The sequence below is a fragment of the Streptomyces sp. NPDC051217 genome (assembly GCF_044455465.1).
In the GTDB taxonomy this organism is placed as follows: Bacteria; Actinomycetota; Actinomycetes; order Streptomycetales; family Streptomycetaceae; genus Streptomyces.
In genome coordinates, this window is sequence record NZ_JBITEV010000009.1 from 231,432 (window position 1) to 251,039 (window position 19,608).

Consider the following 19,608-nt stretch of genomic DNA (forward strand, 5'->3'; position numbering starts at 1 on the left):
TTTCCCCCCGCCCCGTAACCGGTTCTTCTCACGTCTGATGTGCCCTGCTCATTCAGCGGTGAAACCGCGTTCGGTGATGTGAGGCAGGTAGAGTCCGGCGGCGTGCACCTCAAGGCCATGACCCTGCGTGGGTTCAAATCCTTCGCCTCCGCCACGACGCTGCGGTTCGAGCCCGGCATCACGTGCGTCGTGGGTCCGAACGGCTCGGGCAAGTCCAATGTCGTGGACGCCCTTTCCTGGGTCATGGGGGAGCAGGGAGCCAAGTCGCTGCGCGGCGGCAAGATGGAGGACGTGATCTTCGCCGGGACGACCGGCAGGCCGCCGCTCGGGCGCGCCGAGGTCTCCCTGACCATCGACAATTCGGACGGTGCGCTGCCCATCGACTACGCCGAAGTCACCATTACGCGGATCATGTTCCGCAACGGCGGCAGCGAATACCAGCTCAACGGCGACACCTGCCGGCTGCTCGACATCCAGGAACTGCTTTCGGACTCCGGTATCGGCCGCGAGATGCATGTCATCGTCGGCCAGGGACAACTCGATTCCGTCCTGCACGCCGATCCGATGGGGCGCAGGGCATTCATCGAAGAGGCCGCGGGGGTTCTGAAGCACCGTAAGCGCAAGGAGAAGGCGCTGCGGAAGCTGGACGCGATGCAGGCCAACCTCGCGCGTGTGCAGGACCTGACCGACGAACTGCGGCGACAGCTCAAGCCGTTGGGGCGACAGGCGGCGGTGGCACGGCGTGCCGCCGTCATCCAGGCGGACCTGCGGGACGCCCGGTTGCGTCTGCTCGCCGACGACCTCGTGAAGCTGCGCGACGCCCTCCGTACGGAGGTTGCCGACGAGGCCGCGCTCAAGCAGCGCAAGGAGGAGGCGGAACTCCGGCTCAGGAACGCGCTGGCACGCGAGACGGAGCTGGAGGAGGAGGTACGGCGGCTGGCGCCGAGACTCCAGCGCGCGCAGCAGACCTGGTACGAGCTCTCTCAGCTGGCCGAGCGGGTACGGGGCACGATCTCGCTGGCCGACGCCCGCGTGAAGAGCGCCACCGCCGCGCCGGAGGACGAGCGGCGCGGGCGGGATCCGGAGGACATGGAGCGGGAGGCCGCCCGCATCCGCGAGCAGGAGGCGGAGCTGGAGGCCGCGCTCGAAGCCGCCGAGCGGGCGCTGGAGGACACCGTCGCGCACCGTTCCGACCTTGAGCGTGAGCTGGTGGCGGAGGAGCGCCGTCTCAAGGACGTGGCGCGTGCGATCGCCGACCGGCGCGAGGGACTCGCCCGCTTGAACGGGCAGGTGAACGCCGCGCGCAGCCGCGCCGCGTCGGCGCAGGCCGAGATCGGCCGGCTCGCCGAGGCCCGCGACGGGGCACAGGAGCGCGCCGTCGCCGCGCAGGAGGAGTACGAGCAACTCAAGGCCGAGGTCGACGGCCTGGACGCCGACGACCACGAACTCGGCGAGCGGCACGACGAGGCGAAGCGGGCGCTGGCCGACGCGGAGGGCGCGCTGACGGCGGCGCGCGAGGCGGCCACGGCCGCCGAACGCGAACGCGCCGCCCTCTCCGCCCGCCACGACGCGCTCGCCCTCGGGCTGCGCCGCAAGGACGGCAGCGGCGCCCTACTGGGCGCGCGTGACCGCCTCGCCGGCCTGCTGGGTCCCGCCGCCGAACTGCTCACCGTCACCCCGGGCTTCGAGGTCCCGGTGGCCGCGGCACTCGGGGCGGCGGCCGACGCGATCGCGGTGAGCGACGCGGCCACGGCGGCCGACGCCATTCGCCTCCTCCGTAAAGAGGACGCGGGGCGGGCCTCCCTGCTACTGGGCGGCGAACCGCCCGCGCGGTCGGCCGCCGTTCCGGGGCAGGCCACGGAGCGGGGTGGATCCGGCGACGGGGCCCCGGCCGACGCAATCGGCTCCGGTACGGTGCCGGGCCTGCCCGGACAGGGCGCCGCGAGCACCCGGGGCGGCGACGGTGGCGACGGTGGCGACGCCGGTACCGCCCCGGGGGGTGGGGCGGACGCGGGACCGGGCCACGACGGCGACGCTCCCGCCTCGTCCGGAGCCGTTCCCGGCCGGGCGGACGGGGCGCGCGACGTCCCGGCCGTCACCGGCGCCACCGGCAGCGGCGCCGACGGGGCCGCCCGGTCCCGGCCCGTGCACGCCGCCGCCACCATCACCGACCTGGCCGTCCAGCGCGTCGTCGACCTCGTACGGGGCCCCGACGCCCTCATGAACGCCGTACGACGGCTCGTCCAGGACATGGTCGTCGTCGGCACCCTGGAGGAGGCCGAGGACCTTGTCGTCGCCCACCCCGCACTGACCGCCGTCACGGCGGAGGGCGACCTCCTCGGCGCGCACTTCGCGCACGGCGGCTCCGCCGGGGCGCCCAGCCTGCTGGAGGTGCAGGCATCCGTCGACGAGGCGGCCGCCGAGCTGGCCGATTTGGCCGTACGGTGCGAGGAGTTGGCCGACGCGCAGCGCCGGGCGACCGGCCGCCGTACCGAATGCGCGGCACTCATCGAGGAGTTGGGGGAGCGGCGGCGGGCCGCCGACCGGGAGAAGTCCGCCGTGTCCGGCCGGTTGGGGCGGCTCGCCGGCCAGGCCCGGGGCGCCGCGGGCGAGGCCGAGCGGTCCTCGGCCGCGGCCGCCAAGGCCCAGGACGCCCTGGACCGGGCCGCGGAGGAGGCGGAGGTGCTGGCGGAGCGCCTGCTCGTCGCCGAGGAGGCACCAGCAGAGGAGGAGCCGGACACCTCCGTACGGGACCGGCTCGCCGCCGACGGGGCCAACGCCCGGCAGACCGAGATGGAGGCGCGGCTCCAGGTCCGTACCCACGAGGAGCGCGTCAAGGGACTCGCCGGCCGCGCGGAATCGCTCGACCGGGGCGCCCGCGCCGAGCGCGAGGCGCGGGCCCGCGCGGAACAGCGGCGGGCCAGACTGCGCCACGAGGCGGCCGTCGCCGGCGCCGTCGCCTCCGGCGCCAGGCAACTGCTGGCGCACGTCGAGGTGTCGGTCGTACGCGCCGACGAGGAACGCACGGCGGCCGAGGCGGCGAAGGCAGGCCGGGAACAGGAACTGGTCGCGGAGCGGAATCAGGGGCGCGATCTCAAGAACGAACTCGACAAGCTCACCGACTCGGTGCACCGGGGCGAGGTCCTGGGCGCCGAGAAGCGGATGAGGATCGAGCAGTTGGAGGCGAAGGCCCTGGAAGAGCTGGGCGTCGAGCCGGCCGGCCTGATCGCCGAGTACGGCCCGGACCAGCTCGTACCGCCGTCCCTGCCCGCCGAGGGCGAGGAGCTGCCGGAGGACCCCGAGGACCCGCGCAACCAGCCCCGGCCGTACGTACGGGGCGAGCAGGAGAAGCGGCTCCGGTCGGCCGAAAGGGCGTATCAGCAACTCGGGAAGGTGAACCCGCTCGCCCTGGAGGAGTTCGCGGCGCTGGAGGAGCGGCACAAGTTCCTCTCCGAGCAGCTCGAAGACCTCAAGAAGACCCGCGCCGATCTGCTCCAGGTCGTCAAGGAGGTCGACGAGCGGGTCGAACAGGTCTTCACGGAGGCGTACCGGGACACGGCCCTGCAGTTCGAGGGAGTCTTCTCGCGGCTCTTCCCCGGGGGAGAGGGGCGCCTCATCCTCACGGATCCCGACAACATGCTCACCAGTGGTGTGGACGTCGAGGCCCGGCCGCCCGGCAAGAAGGTCAAGCGGCTCTCCCTGCTGTCGGGCGGCGAGCGGTCGCTGACCGCGGTGGCGCTGCTGGTGTCGATCTTCAAGGCGAGGCCGAGCCCGTTCTATGTGATGGACGAGGTCGAGGCCGCGCTGGACGACACCAACCTCCAGCGGCTGATCCGGATCATGCAGGAGCTCCAGGAGAGCTCGCAGCTGATTGTGATCACCCATCAGAAGCGCACGATGGAGGTCGCCGACGCGCTGTACGGCGTCTCCATGCAGGGTGACGGCGTTTCCAAGGTGATCAGCCAGCGGCTGCGCTGAACGGTCACCGCCGACTGAGCTGAACGGCCCAGGGCAGGTGGTGGGCGGGGCGGAGCTGTGCCCCACTGGAAGGGCTTTCCAACCCTTGCCCGGCGCGCCTGTCCCGGGCGGTAACAGGAGCCCATGTGACGAGTCCAGCGCAGTCGCCGCGGCCCGGGGGCAAACCGCCCCTTCCGGAGAACTTCGGCCATGTCGTCTTCATCACGGCGTCCGCCGCCATGGGCGGCTTCCTGTTCGGTTACGACAGCTCCGTCATCAACGGCGCCGTCCAGGCCATCAGGGATCGCTACGACATCGGCTCCGGTGAACTGGCCCAGGTGATCGCCGCCGCACTGATCGGCTCCGCCATCGGCGCCGCGACGGCGGGCCGGATCGCCGACCGGATCGGCCGTATCCGCTGCATGCAGATCTCGTCCGTGGTGTTCACCGTCAGCGCCGTCGGCTCGGCGCTGCCGTTCGCGCTCTGGGACCTCGCCATGTGGCGGGTCATCGGCGGGTTCGCCATCGGTATGGCCTCCGTCATCGGCCCCGCCTACATCGCGGAGGTCTCGCCGCCCGCGTACCGCGGCCGGCTCACCTCGTTCCAGCAGGCCGCGATCGTCCTCGGCATCGCCGTCTCGCAGCTGGTGAACTACGGCATCCTTAACATCGCCGACGGTGACCAGCGCGGCGAGATCGGCGGCCTGGAAGCCTGGCAGTGGATGCTCGGCGTGATGGTCGTCCCGGCGATCCTCTACGGGGTGCTCTCCTTCGCGATCCCCGAGTCGCCCCGTTTCCTGATCTCCGTCGGCAGGAACGAAGCGGCCAAGGAGGTGCTCGCCGAGGTCGAGGACAGGAGCGTCGACCTGGACGCGCGGGTCCGGGAGATCGAGCTCAACCTCCGTAAGGAGCACAAGCCGACGTTCAAGGACCTGCTCGGCAGGGTGGGTTTCCTGCCGGTCGTCTGGATCGGCATCGGCCTCTCCGCGCTCCAGCAGCTCGTCGGCATCAACGTGATCTTCTACTACAGCGCGTCGCTGTGGCAGTCCGTCGGTATCGACCCCACCAGCTCGTTCTTCTACTCCTTCACCTCGTCGATCGTCAACATCATCGGTACCGTCATCGCGATGATCTTCGTCGACCGGATCGGCCGCCGGCCGCTGCTGCTCATCGGCTCCGTCGGCATGACGCTGTCACTGGGGCTGGCCTCCTGGGCGTTCTCGTACAAGACGGGCAGTGGCAGCGACATCTCCATCCCCAACGCCCAGGGCACCGTGGCGCTCGCCGCCGCCCACTCCTTCGTGCTCTTCTTCGCGCTGTCGTGGGGCGTCGTCGTCTGGGTGCTGCTGGGCGAGATGTTCCCCGGCAGGATCCGGGCCGCGGCGCTGGGCGTGGCCGCGTCGGCGCAGTGGATCGCCAACTGGGCCGTCACCGCCTCGTTCCCGACCCTGTCCGACTGGGATCTCTCGGGCGCGTACGTGATCTATTCGGCCTTCGCCCTGCTCTCGACCTTCTTCGTCCTGAAGTGGGTTCCCGAGACCAAGGGCAAGGTGCTGGAGGAGATGGGCTGACCAGCCCCGTTCCAGGGATCGCGCGTTCCGTCGGGGCCCGGGATCTCCCCACCGCCCCGAGGCGGCCGCCGCCTGCGAAGATGACGTGGTGGACATCGTCATTCTTGCCGTAGTCATCGCCCTGGTCGTCGTCGGCGTGATCAGCGGGTTCGTGGTCACCAGCCGCAGGAAGAAGCAGCTGCCGCCCAAGGCACCGCCGAGCACGCCGACCATCACGACCCCGCCCGCCGAGCCGCACGTCGGCGACGAGGCGGGGCCGCTGCGGGAGGAACCCCGCCGCACCATCGAGGAGGTGGGCCTTCCCGAGGCGACCGCGACGCCGCCGGCCGTCGAGGACCCCGTCGTGGCCGCCCCGCCCGTGGCGATCGAGGTCCCGGAACCGTCCGCGGGCCGTCTGGTCAGACTGCGGGCCCGGCTCGCCCGCTCGCAGAACACCCTCGGCAAGGGGCTGCTCACGCTGCTCTCGCGCGAGCACCTCGACGAGGAGACGTGGGAGGAGATCGAGGACACGCTGCTCACCGCCGACGTCGGCGTCGCACCCACGCATGAACTGGTGGAGCGGCTGCGCGAGCGGGTCAGGGTGCTCGGTACGCGTACGCCCGACGAACTGCGGTCGCTGCTGCGCGAGGAACTGCTCGCCCTCCTCCGTACGGACTTCGACCGCGCCGTGAAGACCGAGAGCGGTCTGGACACCCCGGGTGTCGTATTGGTCGTCGGCGTCAACGGCACCGGCAAGACCACGACGACGGGCAAGCTGGCGCGGGTCCTGGTGGCCGACGGCAGGTCGGTCGTGCTCGGCGCCGCCGACACCTTCCGCGCCGCCGCCGCCGATCAGCTCCAGACGTGGGGCGAGCGCGTGGGCGCGCGTACGGTGCGCGGCCCCGAGGGCGGCGACCCGGCGTCGATCGCCTTCGACGCGGTCAAGGAGGGCATCGCCGAGGGGGCGGACGTCGTCCTGATCGACACGGCGGGGCGGCTGCACACCAAGACCGGGCTCATGGACGAGCTCGGCAAGGTCAAGCGTGTCGTGGAGAAGCACGGTCCGCTGGACGAGGTGCTGCTGGTCCTGGACGCGACGACGGGGCAGAACGGCCTCGTACAGGCGCGGGTGTTCGCCGAGGTCGTGAACATCACCGGCATCGTGCTGACCAAGCTGGACGGCACCGCCAAGGGCGGCATCGTGATCGCGGTCCAGCGTGAGCTGGGCGTGCCGGTCAAGCTGATCGGGCTGGGTGAGGGTCCGGACGACCTGGCGCCGTTCGAGCCCGAGGCGTTCGTCGACGCGCTGATCGACGGCTGACAGGCGCAGTACGAGCGCCGCAGGAGCGCCGTACGAGGCGCGTACGGGGCACCCCGCCATACGAGGCGCGTACGGGGCACCGTGCGCAGCGTACGAAGAAAGGGCCCTTCCGCGTGCGCATGCGGTGGGGCCCTTCGTACGGAGGCGACGGGGCGGGGCCGGCGACGGTGCCCGACGGCGCCGTCGCCGGAGAGCGGCGGGCGGCTCAGTCGCAGACGGGCGAGCGGTGGCAGACATACGCCAGGGTCCCGAGCAGCAGCCGCGCCTGCGGCGGGTCCGCCGCCGTGTCCAGGACCGGTGCCCGGAGCCAGCGGACGGGCCCGAGGCCGCCGAGGTCGGACGGCGGGGCCGTGACATGGTCGCCCGCGCCCAGACAGCGCAGATCGAGACCGGCGTCGTCCCAGCCCATCCGGTAGAGCAGCTCGGGCAGTTCGGCTGCGGCGCCCGGTGCGACGAAGAAGTGCGCCCGCCCCGTGGGGGTGGCGGCGACGGGGCCCAGCGGCAGCCCCATCCGCTCCAGCCTGACCAGGGCGCGGTGGCCCGCCTGTTCGGCGACGTCGATGATGTCGAAGGTGCGCCCCACGGGCAGCAGGACGGCCGCCCCGGGCGTCTCGGACCAGGCCCTGGCGGCATCGTCCAGCGTCGCGCCCGCGGGGACCTCCAGTGCCGGGTCGAGCGGATGCGCGCCAGGGGCGCGGCATCCGTCGGCGCCGCAGGAGCAGCGGCCCGCCGCGGCGCGCGCGCCGGGGACGACGTCCCAGCCCCAGAGTCCTGTGTACTCGGCCACCGTGGTGCACTCGGTGGTGCGTCCGCGGCGCCGTGAACCGGACCGCATCTCCCGGATTCCGCCGATCGTGAAGCCCATGCCCCCTCCAACGGGTCGAACTCGCCGGTAGTTACGACGCGGAGTCGTGTTGTGACCCTCCGTCGGCATCTTGTCGTTCGGCCTCGCACCGGCGGCGCGGAGTGACATCCGGGGTGGTGCGTCCGGCTCCGTACGCCCCCGCGTGCAACGCTCCGCCGGTTCCTGATCGTCGCCCGTCAAGTGAATCGCGCCCGGCCGAGGGCGAGTTCATTCGAAGGGGTGGCGAATGGTGGCGTTTACGGAAGGACCCTCGCGGGAGGGGTGATCGTAGGATTACTTTGAGTACACGAACGGTGAGAAGTCATACGTTCGTGGTATTGCCGCGGGCAACTCGGTTTCCTGTTCGAAGGGGCGAGATCTCCGGACAGACGACCGTAACTGACGGCATTCTGGTAGAAGTTCGCGCGACAGTGCTTCAGCGGATGGGGGCGTTCCAGTGGGCGGCAGCGGCGCAGACGGTACGGCTACCGGCAAGCGCCCGAACGAGCAGTTGAGTTCGTGGTTCAGGCGCAGCGGCTGGTCCAAGGGCGAACTCGCGCGCCAAGTCAACCGCAGGGCCCGTCAGATGGGCGCGCACCACATCAGCACCGATACCTCGCGGGTGCGCCGCTGGCTCGACGGCGAACAGCCTCGGGAGCCCATCCCGCGCATTCTCTCGGAGTTGTTCTCCGAGCGATTCGGCGCCGTTGTCGCGGTCGAGGACCTCGGACTGCGCTCCGCCCACCAGTCGCCCTCGGTGTCCGGCGTCGATCTGCCCTGGGCGGCGCCCCAGACCATCTCCCTGATCAGTGAGTTCTCGCGCAGTGACCTGATGCTGGCCCGGCGCGGCTTTCTGGGGACGTCGCTCGCGCTCGCCGCCGGTCCCGCCCTCATCGAGCCGATGCAACGGTGGCTGGTGCCCACCTCGCCGGCCGACCAGGACCACGCGGGCCCTCCGGCGGGGCGTCGCCACTCCCGGCTCTCCACGCCGGAGTTGGACCTGCTGGAGTCCACCACGGCGATGTTCCGTCAGTGGGACGCGCAGTGCGGCGGCGGTCTGCGCCGCAAGGCGGTCGTAGGCCAGCTCCACGAGGTGACGGATCTTCTTCAGGAGCCGCAGTCCGACGTCACCGCGCGGCGGCTCTTCAGGTGCGCGGCCGAACTGTCCGAGCTGGCCGGCTGGATGAGCTACGACGTCGGCCTCCAGCCCAACGCCCAGAAGTACTTCGTGCTCGCCCTGCACGCCGCCAAGGAGGCGGGGGACAAGGCCCTCGGGTCGTACATCCTCTCCTCGATGAGCCGCCAGATGATCCATGTCGGCCGCCCCGACGACGCGTTGGAGCTCATCCATCTCGCCCAGTACGGCAGCAGGGACTGCGCCACGGCCCGTACGCAGTCCATGCTGTACGCGATGGAGGCGCGGGCCTACGCCAACATGGGGCAGCCGGGCAAGTGCAAGCGCGCGGTGCGGATGGCGGAGAACACCTTCGCCGACGCGGGCGACGACGGCGAGCCGGAACCCGACTGGATCCGGTTCTTCTCCGAGGCTGAGCTCAACGGTGAGAACGCGCACTCCTACCGGGACCTCGCCTACGTGGCCGGGCGCAGCCCGACGTACGCCTCGCTCGCTCAGCCCGTCATGGAGCGCGCCGTGCAGCTCTTCGAGAAGGACGAGGAGCATCAGCGGTCGTACGCGCTGAACCTCGTCGGGATGGCCACCGTCCACCTTCTCAAGAGGGAGCCCGAGCGGTCGACCCCTCTTATCAAGGAGGCGCTCGGCATCGCCAAGAAGGTTCGCTCCGAGCGAGTCAACACACGACTGCGCAAAACGGTGTCCACGGCCACCCGCGATTTCGGGGAACTCTCCGAAATCAACCAGCTCACCGAGCAGCTCACGGAGGAACTCCCGGAGGCCGCTGAAGCGGTCTGAGCACCCCGTGGAGAGCGCCGCGGCAGCCCCTGGACTCATCCCCCCCCAGATCCCCCCGTTCCCCCACGTACCCCGCGCCTCCGGCCGCGGCACTCGCCCGTACAGCCGACACGGCTTCCCCACGCCACGTCACATGGGTGAGCGCCGCGGCCGGATTCTGGCATCACCGCACCTCACGACACGGCAGTTCATCCAGGCGTAACACTCCGGTCGACTTCGTCACTGACGTGAAACATCGGGCGGCATCGACCGAAATCACCCCACGTCAATCTCCTCACCACCAGTCGGCCCAGAGAAGTAAGAGCATCCGCACCGGGCCGTATTTCCCACCCACGAGGAGACGCCGGCCTTGAATGGCGCAGATACCGCATTCGTATTGATCAGTGCCGCGCTCGTCATGTTGATGACGCCCGGCCTGGCCTTCTTCTACGGCGGCATGGTCCGGGTGAAAAGCGCCCTGAACATGCTCATCATGTCCTTCATCTCGCTCGGCATCGTCAGCTTGCTGTGGGTGCTCTACGGGTACTCGCTCACCTTCGGTGACGACATCGGTGGAGGACTGCTCGGCAACTTCGACCACATCGGTCTGAAGGGCATCAACGCCGAGACACTCACGGGCGGCAACGAGGGAATCCCCGTCTATGCCTTCGCCCTGTTCCAGCTGATGTTCGCCGTACTCACCCCGGCGCTCATGAGCGGCGCCCTCGCCGACCGCGTCAAATTCACCGCCTGGGCCCTGTTCATCGCCCTGTGGGTCACCGTCGTCTACTTCCCGGTCGCGCACTGGGTCTGGCAGGCCGACGGCTGGCTCTTCAAGCTGGAAGTGATCGACTTCGCCGGTGGTACGGCGGTCCACATCAACGCCGGTATCGGAGCACTCGCCGCGGTCCTTGTCGTCGGCAAGCGCATCGGGTTCAAGAAGGACCCGATGAGGCCGCACAGCCTGCCGCTGGTGGTCCTCGGCGCCGCGCTGCTGTGGTTCGGCTGGTTCGGCTTCAACGCCGGCTCCGCCCTCGCCGCCAACGGCACGGCCGCCATGATGGCCTTCAACACGCAGATCGCCACCGGCGCCGCCATGCTCGGCTGGCTCATCTACGAGCGCATCAGGCACGGCGCGTTCACCACACTCGGCGCGGCCTCAGGAGCCATCGCCGGTCTCGTGGCGATCACCCCGTCCGGCGCGCACGTCAACCCGTTCGGCGCGCTGCTCATCGGCGTCGTCGCCGGAGCGGCCTGCTCGTGGGCCGTTAGCCTCAAGTACAAGCTGGGTTACGACGACTCGCTCGACGTGGTCGGCGTCCACCTCGTCGGCGGCGTCATCGGCACCCTGCTCGTCGGCGTCCTCGCCATCGACGGTGTCGGCGGTGCCTCGCAGCTCGGCAAGCAGGCGATCGGTGCCTTCTCGGTGATGGGCTACTCCTTCGTCGCCTCCTGGATCCTTGCCAAGATCGTCGATGTCACCATCGGCTTCCGGGCCTCCGAGGACGACGAGACCAGCGGTGTGGACATGGCATTCCACGCGGAATCCGCCTATGACTTCAGCGCGGTGGGAGGCTCACCCTCAGGCCGAAGCAGTGCGGCCGCTACGGACAAGGACCTCGGCGCCGCGGCGCGGAACAAGAAGGTGGACGTATGAAGCTCATCACCGCAGTCGTCAAGCCACACCGACTGGACGAGATCAAGGAGGCCCTCCAGGCCTTCGGCGTCCATGGGCTGACGGTCACGGAAGCCAGCGGTTACGGCCGGCAGCGCGGCCACACCGAGGTCTACCGGGGCGCGGAGTACACCGTCGATCTCGTACCGAAGATCCGCATCGAGGTGCTGGTCGAGGACGGTGACGCCGAGCAGCTCATCGAGGTCGTCGTGAAGGCTGCCAGGACAGGCAAGATCGGCGATGGCAAGGTGTGGAGTGTGCCGGTGGACACTGCGGTCCGGGTACGTACGGGGGAACGCGGCCCGGACGCACTCTGACACCGGATCCGGTCCGATGACGGCGCGTGCTCGGTGAGCGGGCACGCGCCGGCGCCGGGCGCACTCCATTGAGGAGTGCGCCCGGTGCCGTCGGCGCTCCGGGGACGGGGCGCGGGGCCGGCGCCCAACTCGTGACAACGTCGCGCGAGTTGTGAACCGAGCGCGCTCGGAGATACGGACGCGCGCAGCGAAACCGGGCGTCCCGCACGCGGGACGCCCGCTGAAAGACGGGACCTGCCGGGTGACCACCCCAGACGAGACGACCGGACAACCCGACCCCGGACCCAGCGGCTACGCGGCGGCCCGACTGCGCCTTCTCCACGAGAAGACGCCGTCCGGGCCGCCGCGCCGTGCTGCCCTGGCACGGCTCACGGACGACTGGCTGCACGCCCTGTTCACCGCCGCGGCCCGCGCGGTCGGGGTCCAGGGAGCGTCCCTCGTCGCCGTCGGCGGCTACGGACGGGGCGAACTGTCCCCCCGTAGCGACCTCGACCTTCTCCTCCTGCACGACGGAAGCTCCGACGCCGCGGCCATCGCCGCGCTCGCGGACCGTGTCTGGTACCCGGTGTGGGACCTGGGCCTCGCCCTCGACCACTCCGTACGTACGACGGCCGAGGCCCGCAAGACCGCCGGCCAGGACCTCAAGGTGCAGCTCGGGCTACTCGACGCCCGTCATATCGTCGGCGACCCGGCACCGACCGCCGCCCTGCGCACCGCCGTACTCGCCGACTGGCGCAACCAGGCCCCCAAACGCCTCCCCGAACTCGACGAACTCTGCCGCGAACGCGCCGAGCGCCAAGGCGAGTTGCAGTTCCTTCTCGAACCCGACATCAAGGAGGCACGGGGCGGGCTCAGGGACGCCACCGCGCTGCGCGCCGTCGCCGCGTCCTGGCTCGCCGACGCCCCCCGGGAGGGCCTCGCCGAGGCCCGACGTGCGCTCCTCGACGTACGCGACGCCCTGCACCTGACGACCGGCCGGGCCACCGACCGGCTCGCGCTCCAGGAGCAGGACGGCGTCGCCGCGGAGCTGGGCACCGGCGACGCCGACGAACTCCTGCGGCAGGTCTACGAGGCCGCCCGCACCGTGTCGTACGCCTCCGACGTCACCTGGCGCGAGGTCAACCGCGTCCTGCGCTCCCGCGCCGGCCGCCCCCGGCTCCGTTCCCTCCTCGGCGGCAGCAGGCCGGCCCCGGAGCGCACGCCGCTCGCCGAAGGCGTGGTGGAGCAGGACGGCGAGGCCGTGCTCGCCAGAACGGCGCGCGTGGAGCGCGACGCCGTACTGCCACTGCGCGCCGCCGCTGCCGCCGCCCAGGCCGGGCTGCCGATCTCCCCCTACGTCGTCCGGCGGCTCGCCGCCGCGCTGCCGCTGCCCGCCCCGTGGCCCGCGGCGGCGCGCGAGGAGTTCGTCACGTTGCTCGGGGCGGGGGAGCCGACCATCCCCGTCTGGGAAGCGTTCGAGGCCGAGGGGCTTATCACCCGCCTCATCCCCGAATGGGAGCGCGTCCGCTGCCGGCCCCAGCGCAACGCCGTCCACACCTGGACCGTGGACCGCCACCTTGTCGAGACCGCGGTCGAGGCATCCGCGCTGACCCGGCGCGTGAGCCGCCCCGACCTGCTCCTGGTCGCCGCCCTGCTGCACGACATCGGCAAGGGGCTACCGGGTGACCACTCCGAGGCCGGTGAGCCCGTCGCGCGCACCGTCGCGCTGCGGATCGGCTTCGACCGCGCCGACGCGGACGTCGTCGCCGCACTCGTACGCCACCATCTGCTGCTCGTCGAGACGGCGACGCGGCGCGACCTGGACGACCCGGCCACCGTCAGCTCCGTCGCCGAGAAGGTCGACTCGCTGTCCACCCTCGAACTGCTCCACGCGCTCACCGAGGCCGACGCGCTCGCGACCGGGCCCGCCGCCTGGTCCGCGTGGCGTGGATCGCTCGTCACGGACCTTGTCGGACGCGTGGCCGCCGCTCTCGCCGGCAGGGCGCCCGCCGCACCTCGCGCCGTGGTGACCAGCGCGGAGCAGGAACGCCTCGCCGTCGAGGCGCTGCGCACCGGCGGCCCCGTCCTTTCCCTCCACGCCCAGCCGGAGCCTCCTCAGGAGGACGACGAACCGGAGCCGGTCGGCGTCGAACTGCTCATCGCCCTCCCCGACCGCCCCGGCGTCCTGCCGGCCGCGGCCGGTGTCCTCGCACTGCACCGTCTCACCGTGCGGGCGGCCGATCTGCGCATCGTCGAACCGCCCACGGCGCTCGGTGACGCCTCCGACGTCCTGCTGCTGACCTGGCGTGTCGCTGCGGCGTACGGCTCCCTGCCCCAGGCGACGCGGCTGCGCGCCGACCTCGTACGCGCCCTGGACGGTTCGCTCGACATCCAGTCCCGGCTGGCGGAGCGCGAGGCCGCCCATCCCCGGCGGCGCGGCACCCAGGCTCCGCCGCCCCGTGTGACGGTGGTGCCGGACAGCTCGGAGCTCGCCACCGTCATCGAAGTGCGCGCGCAGGACGCCCCGGGGCTGCTGCACCGGATCGGGCGGGCGCTGGAGGAGGCGGCGGTACGGGTCCGCAGCGCACACGTGTCCACGCTGGGCGCGAACGCGGTGGACACCGTCTACGTCACGCGCGCGGACGGGACCGACCTGACGGACGGGGAGGCGACGACGGCCGCGAAGATGGTGGAGGAGGCCCTGCGCGGCTGACGCGCGGGTCTCGGAGCGGCGCGGGACGGGGCGGCGGACCGTCTTCGTACGGGGCGGCGCGACGCCGCGGCGGAGGGCCCGTACGAGCCTTCACAACGGGCAGGGCCCGCCATGCCGGCCCGGCCGGATACCCTGGAGAGCAATCCACACTTCCCCCGACCCCTGAGGACCTACGAGCGCCGTGTTCGATACCCTCTCCGATCGCCTCTCAGCGACTTTCAAAACCCTCCGCGGCAAGGGGCGGCTGTCCGAGGCGGACATCGACGCCACCGCACGCGAGATCCGCATCGCGCTGCTCGAAGCGGATGTCGCGCTCCCCGTGGTCCGTGACTTCACCGCCAAGGTCAAGGAGCGGTCACGCGGCGAAGAGGTCTCGCGGGCGCTCAACCCCAGCCAGCAGATCATCAAGATCGTCAACGAGGAGCTCGTGGGCATCCTCGGCGGCGAGACGCGGCGCCTGCGCTTCGCCAAGCAGCCGCCGACCGTGATCATGCTCGCGGGCCTCCAGGGTGCGGGCAAGACGACCCTCGCGGGCAAGCTGGGCCTCTGGCTCAAGGGTCAGGGCCACTCGCCGCTGCTGGTCGCCTGTGACCTCCAGCGCCCCAACGCCGTCAACCAGCTCGCCGTCGTCGCCGAACGCGCGGGCGTCGCGGTGTACGCACCCGAGCCCGGCAACGGCGTGGGTGACCCGGTCAAGGTCGCCGAGGACTCGATCAAGTACGCCAAGGACAGGGTCCACGACGTCGTCATCGTCGACACCGCCGGCCGGCTCGGCATCGACGAGGAGCTGATGCGGCAGGCCGCCGACATCCGCGACGCCGTCAGCCCCGACGAGGTCCTGTTCGTCGTCGACGCCATGATCGGCCAGGACGCGGTCAACACCGCCGAAGCCTTCCGCGACGGCGTCGGCTTCGACGGCGTCGTGCTGTCCAAGCTCGACGGCGACGCCCGCGGCGGTGCCGCGCTCTCCATCGCGCACGTCACCGGCAAGCAGATCATGTTCGCCTCCAACGGCGAGAAGCTTGACGAGTTCGACGCGTTCCACCCGGACCGCATGGCGTCCCGCATCCTCGACATGGGCGACATGCTCAGCCTCATCGAGAAGGCCGAGCAGACCTTCAGCCAGGCTGAGGCCGAGAAGATGGCCCAGAAGCTGGCGAAGGGGCCCAAGGAGTTCACGCTCGACGACTTCCTGGCGCAGATGGAACAGGTCCGGAAGATGGGCTCCATCTCGAAGCTGCTCGGGATGCTGCCCGGCATGGGGCAGATGAAGGACCAGATCAGCAGCATCGACGAGCGGGACGTCGACCGTACGGCTGCGATCATCAAGTCCATGACGCCGGCCGAACGGCACGAGCCGACCATCATCAACGGCTCACGCCGGGCGCGTATCGCCAAGGGTTCCGGCGTCGAGGTCAGCGCCGTGAAGAACCTGGTGGAGCGGTTCTTCGAGGCCCGCAAGATGATGTCGAAGATGGCGCAGGGCGGCGGGATGCCGGGAATGCCGGGCGCTCCGGGTTCGGGCGGTGGGCCCGGCCGGCAGAAGAAGCAGCAGAAGCAGGCCAAGGGCAAGCGGCGCTCCGGCAATCCGATGAAGCGCAAGGCCGAGGAGCAGGCCGCCGCGGCGCGGCGCGAGGAGGCGGCGCAGGCGGGTGGCGCGTTCGGCCTGCCGGCGGCGGAGGCGGACAAGAACTTCGAACTGCCCGACGAGTTCAAGAAGTTCATGGGCTGAGGCCCGACTTCGGGTGGGGGAGGCGGCGGCGCCCGGGCCGCCGCCGGTGCGGAGTTGTCGGCACGCCGCGACGGCGCCGTATCTAGTGCGGCTCCGCCCCGTGGCCGGACGGCCCGCCGAGCAGCGTCGCCCCCGTTGCGAGGGCGCCCGCGTCCAGGCCGAGGGCCGCCGCGGCCGTCGCCCCGACGTCCGCCAATGTGGCGGCGTCCGGGAGGATTTCGATTCCCGCGGCGTCCGGGCGGTGGATCAGGACGGGGACGTACTCGCGCGTGTGATACGCGTGGCCGATCGTCGGGTCGTTGCCGTGGTCGGCCGTGACGATCAGTCGGTCGCCGGGCCCGGTGAGCAGCCCCGTCAGCTCGGAGAGCCCCGCGTCGACCTGCTCCAGGACGCTCCCGTAGCGCCCCGTGTCCTGCTGGTGGCCCGCGAGATCGGTCTCCTGGACGTTCGCGACCACGAGGCCGCCCTGGCCGCCCCGTACCGCCGCCAGCGTGTGTTCCAGCACTTCCCCCGTCGCGACGGCGGGGCGCCGTACGGCGGCTTCGCACGCCAGTATGTCCGCCGCCTTGCCGACGAGCGTGACCGGGATTCCCGCGCGGGCGGCGAGGTCGGGCAATTGTCGGGTGTGGTCGAGATCCACGCCCAGATGCCGCACCTGGAGCCCGCCGTTGCGGTAGAAGCCGGTGGCCGGCGTGTCCAGCCCGACGGTGCCGCCGTCACCGTCTCGTACGTACGTGGCGAGCGGCCCGTCCGCGTGTCCCCCGACGGCGATGACGCGGGCGACCGGCGCGACCGCCCGCACCGTACGAGCGATGGCGAGGATGTCGTCGAAGGACAGGTAGTCCAGACGTCCGGAGGCGTTCCAGTTGATGCCGGGGTCGGCCTCCAGGTTGTCGTGGACCAGTACGGCGCCGTCGACGAGGAGCAACGGCTGCCCCCGCAGGGGCTCGACAAGGTGTCCCGCCGCCTTCAGCGCGCCGCTCACCTCGTCGAGATGCCCGGCCAGCGTGGCCACCGTTACGTGGCTGAAGTCCGCGCCCATCATGGTCTGGTGTCCGGCGAAGGTGTCGGCCCCGGGGTAGCCGAGGGCGGCCCGGCCCGCGGCGACGGGGCGGCCGGTCCGGCGGGCGAGATCCGGATGCGGATGGACGAGGCCGAGCCCCAGCTCCCCGAGCGCGGGCAGCCGGAGCGGCCGGCCCAGCGCCGTGCGGCAGTGGTCGAGGACATGCCCGCAGGTGTCGGCGGTGAGATCGCCAGGCCGCAGTGTTCCCGCGTCCGGCATCGCGCCGACACCGAACCCGTCGATGACGACGATCACGGTCGTGCTCATGGCTCCTGGCTCCTTACCGGGCCCGGCCCTGAGCGTCGTACAGGCCGGTCAGCCGGGGTTCTCCGGTGGAGAGCCCGGCGACGACCGCGACGGTCGAGCGGGTGACGAAGATCTGGGTACGGAAGGCGAGTACGGCGGTGTCCCCGACCTCAACGTCCGCGGCGTGGTTGGGGGGTTGGAGCAGCCGGTAGTAGTCGATGTTCTCCGCAGGCGCGTCCTGTACGGGCAGACGCAGCCCGGTACGCGGCAGCAGGGCGTCGTGGATGCGTGCGCGCGGGTAGAAGCCGCCGCCGTGAATGGCGGGCCGTCCGTCGGCGAGGGTGTGGGCGACCTCGCTGACGTACACGTAGGCGGGACGCTCGGGCTGCTGGTGGTCGACCGCGTGCAGCGGGGTCGTCCCCGTGAGGGCGTGCCCCGGCTCGCCGTGGGTGGCACCCAGCTCGGCGAGGAGGGGCAGCGTGGCCATGGATGTGGCGCTCGGAGCGCTGAGCTTCAGCTCCTCGTGCCCGCGCGCGGCCAGCAACTCGCGCGCCGTGATCGCGAGTTGGAAGTTTTCCGTGGGGGTCGGTGCGCCGGTCAGCGGATCGCACAGCACACAGGGGAACGCGGTCACGCCCGCGATCCTGATGCCCGGGAGCGCCTCGGCCGCCGCTGCGAAGTCGTCAAGCCCGGCGAGCGGCACGCCGCCCTCCTGCCCCGGATAGACCTTGTCGGTGCCTTCCAGGCGTACGAGTACGTCCTGGACGAAGCCGAGCTGCCGGGCGGCGTCCGAGACTGCGCGGGCGTTGGCCAGGTCGAACACGGTTACCGCCTCCGGCCGCCAGCCGAGCATCTCGGGCAGCAGACGGGGCGGGATCTGTACGAGATGGCCCAGGTTGCCGGCCCGTGCCCCTGTGCCGTGCAGCAGCCGCGCCTCGTACGGATCGATCGCCGCGAACCGGGGGATGTGCCGGGCGATGGCCCCGATCAGCGCCGGATTTCGGCCAATCTGCTTGACCACGAACCAGAGCGACAGGCTGAGCCGTTCGGCCTCACCGGCGAGAAGTGCGGCGTTGGCCTCCACGGTGTCGGCGTCGATCACGTATGTGTCGGGCGGTACGGCGCCGGAGCGGTGCAGTGAGACCGCCGCGTCGAGGAGTTCGGGGTTGCGGGCCAGGACGGCGTCCAGGAACACGGTCAGTCCTTCAGGTCGTGCAGCGAACGGCGGAGGATCTCGATCACCAGATCGGCGCCGGCCCGCATGGGATTGATCCGCACGGTCCGGTCGGCGAGCTCCGGAGCGTCGTCGAGGGACGAGCTGGACAGCCGGTAGAAGAGCGGGGCGATCTCGTAGCGGGAGTTGGAGCCTACGGGGTACGGCGCGGCGCCGTGGCGCGCCGCCGCGGCGGGCAGTTCGCGTGCGACGGGGCGGTCCAGGCGTACGAGCAGACAGTGGTCCTGCGCGTTGGCGATCCGTACCTCCGCCACACCGGGCACCTCACCGGCGGCGAGCCGGTCGGCGATCTCGGCGCCGACCTGCGACTGGACGGCCCACATGACGGGGACGTGGGTGAGGGCGCGCAGCGCGTCGAGCGCCTGGTGGCCCTGCACCTGGCCGCCGCCCGAGTAGTTGTCGGCGCGTACGCGCTCCACGAGGTCGGCCGCCCCGACGACGGCGCCGACCCCCTCGGGCCCATGCAGCTTGAAGAGTGAGAAGCACGAGGCATCCGCGCCCAGCTCCACGCCGGCCAACGGGGCCCGCATGACCGCGTAGTTGTCGTCCACGATCGTGCGCACCCCCGCGGCGCGGCAGGCCGCGAGGACGTCCCCCGCGTCGTACGAGTCGGCGAGCCGCTGCCGGCTGTGCTGGACGTACGCCCAGCCGAACTCATCCGAGTCCAGCGCCCGGCGCAGCGCCGCGCCGTCGTTGAAGTCCGCCTCGACGGTGCGGACTCCGAGCCCGCGCAGCGTCACCGCGGTCGTGCGGTAGACCGGCGCCCGGTGGATCAGCAGCGGGTCACCTGGGCCGACGGCGCCCTGCAGCGCGGCGCGGATGGCACCCGTGCCCGCGCCCTGCACCAGTGCGGCGTCCTCGGCGCCGAAGAAGTCGGCCAGCACCGCCTCGACCCGCGCGGTGGTACGGGGCCGTCCCAGGTCCGGCACCACGCCCGCGTCCGCCTCGAAGAGCTGCTGACCCTCGAAATGGGCGGCGGTGCACTCCAGCAGCCGGAACTGCATGCGGACCGCGCCGTCCAGCGGGATTGTCGCCAGGGGGAAGGTCCGCGGCAGTTGTACGGACATC

At 71.4% G+C, this 19,608-nt stretch carries 12 protein-coding genes; 8 read left to right on the top strand and 4 right to left on the bottom strand.

Going from position 1 to position 19,608, the window contains the following annotated elements:
* Positions 1 to 102 precede the first annotated feature (102 nt).
* From ACIBBB_RS21685 to ftsY, 3 genes are all read left to right on the top strand, one after another.
* Positions 103 to 3,978, top strand: a complete 3,876-nt coding sequence (locus ACIBBB_RS21685; protein ID WP_398984321.1) for an AAA family ATPase — start codon at positions 103 to 105, stop codon at positions 3,976 to 3,978.
* A 125-nt stretch (positions 3,979 to 4,103) separates the two neighbouring features.
* A complete protein-coding gene (locus ACIBBB_RS21690; RefSeq protein ID WP_398984323.1) occupies positions 4,104 to 5,528 on the top strand; it encodes a sugar porter family MFS transporter in 1,425 nt (474 codons plus the stop codon).
* A gap of 88 nt (positions 5,529 to 5,616) precedes the next feature.
* The gene (ftsY, locus tag ACIBBB_RS21695) at positions 5,617 to 6,828 is read left to right on the top strand and encodes a signal recognition particle-docking protein FtsY (RefSeq protein WP_398984325.1); all 1,212 of its coding nucleotides are present in this window, start codon (positions 5,617 to 5,619) and stop codon (positions 6,826 to 6,828) included.
* 205 nt (positions 6,829 to 7,033) lie between these two features.
* On the opposite strand, the gene ACIBBB_RS21700 is transcribed toward ftsY, so the two are convergent.
* Complete coding sequence (locus ACIBBB_RS21700; protein ID WP_398984327.1) at positions 7,034 to 7,693, bottom strand: bifunctional DNA primase/polymerase; 660 nt, start codon at positions 7,691 to 7,693, stop codon at positions 7,034 to 7,036.
* A 436-nt stretch (positions 7,694 to 8,129) separates the two neighbouring features.
* On the opposite strand from ACIBBB_RS21700, the gene ACIBBB_RS21705 reads away from it, so the two are divergent.
* From ACIBBB_RS21705 to ffh, 5 genes are all read left to right on the top strand, one after another.
* Entirely contained in the window at positions 8,130 to 9,602 is a 1,473-nt protein-coding gene (locus ACIBBB_RS21705; protein WP_398984329.1) for a hypothetical protein, read from the top strand.
* 349 nt (positions 9,603 to 9,951) lie between these two features.
* Entirely contained in the window at positions 9,952 to 11,238 is a 1,287-nt protein-coding gene (locus ACIBBB_RS21710; protein WP_398984331.1) for an ammonium transporter, read from the top strand.
* Positions 11,235 to 11,573 (top strand): P-II family nitrogen regulator, encoded by a 339-nt coding sequence (locus ACIBBB_RS21715; protein ID WP_189105224.1) that lies wholly within the window; start codon positions 11,235 to 11,237, stop codon positions 11,571 to 11,573. The genes ACIBBB_RS21710 and ACIBBB_RS21715 overlap by 4 nt, the downstream gene beginning before the upstream one ends.
* A 241-nt stretch (positions 11,574 to 11,814) precedes the next feature.
* Positions 11,815 to 14,265 carry a [protein-PII] uridylyltransferase gene (locus tag ACIBBB_RS21720; protein WP_398984334.1) on the top strand — a complete coding sequence of 817 codons (2,451 nt, stop codon included), beginning with the start codon at positions 11,815 to 11,817 and terminating at the stop codon, positions 14,263 to 14,265.
* A 181-nt stretch (positions 14,266 to 14,446) separates the two neighbouring features.
* The gene (ffh, locus tag ACIBBB_RS21725; RefSeq protein WP_398984336.1) at positions 14,447 to 15,997 is read left to right on the top strand and encodes a signal recognition particle protein; all 1,551 of its coding nucleotides are present in this window, start codon (positions 14,447 to 14,449) and stop codon (positions 15,995 to 15,997) included.
* 82 nt (positions 15,998 to 16,079) lie between these two features.
* Here ffh and ACIBBB_RS21730 read toward each other — a convergent pair whose 3' ends face one another.
* The 3 genes from ACIBBB_RS21730 to ACIBBB_RS21740 are packed head-to-tail and all read right to left on the bottom strand — an operon-like array spanning position 16,080 to position 19,607.
* A complete protein-coding gene (locus ACIBBB_RS21730) occupies positions 16,080 to 17,327 on the bottom strand; it encodes a phosphopentomutase (RefSeq protein ID WP_398984338.1) in 1,248 nt (415 codons plus the stop codon).
* A 13-nt stretch (positions 17,328 to 17,340) separates the two neighbouring features.
* Complete coding sequence (locus tag ACIBBB_RS21735; RefSeq protein ID WP_398984340.1) at positions 17,341 to 18,501, bottom strand: alanine racemase; 1,161 nt, start codon at positions 18,499 to 18,501, stop codon at positions 17,341 to 17,343.
* Between the two features lie 2 nt (positions 18,502 to 18,503).
* Complete coding sequence (locus ACIBBB_RS21740; RefSeq protein ID WP_398984342.1) at positions 18,504 to 19,607, bottom strand: aminotransferase class V-fold PLP-dependent enzyme; 1,104 nt, start codon at positions 19,605 to 19,607, stop codon at positions 18,504 to 18,506.
* Position 19,608: the final 1 nt, after the last annotated feature.

Coding starts and splice junctions, on each gene's coding strand:
- ACIBBB_RS21700 (WP_398984327.1), bottom strand. CDS start 7,693: ATGGGCTTCACGATCGGCGGAATCCGGGAGATGCGGTCCGGTTCACGG.
- ACIBBB_RS21715 (WP_189105224.1), top strand. CDS start 11,235: ATGAAGCTCATCACCGCAGTCGTCAAGCCACACCGACTGGACGAGATC.
- ACIBBB_RS21730 (WP_398984338.1), bottom strand. CDS start 17,327: ATGAGCACGACCGTGATCGTCGTCATCGACGGGTTCGGTGTCGGCGCG.
- ACIBBB_RS21740 (WP_398984342.1), bottom strand. CDS start 19,607: ATGTCCGTACAACTGCCGCGGACCTTCCCCCTGGCGACAATCCCGCTG.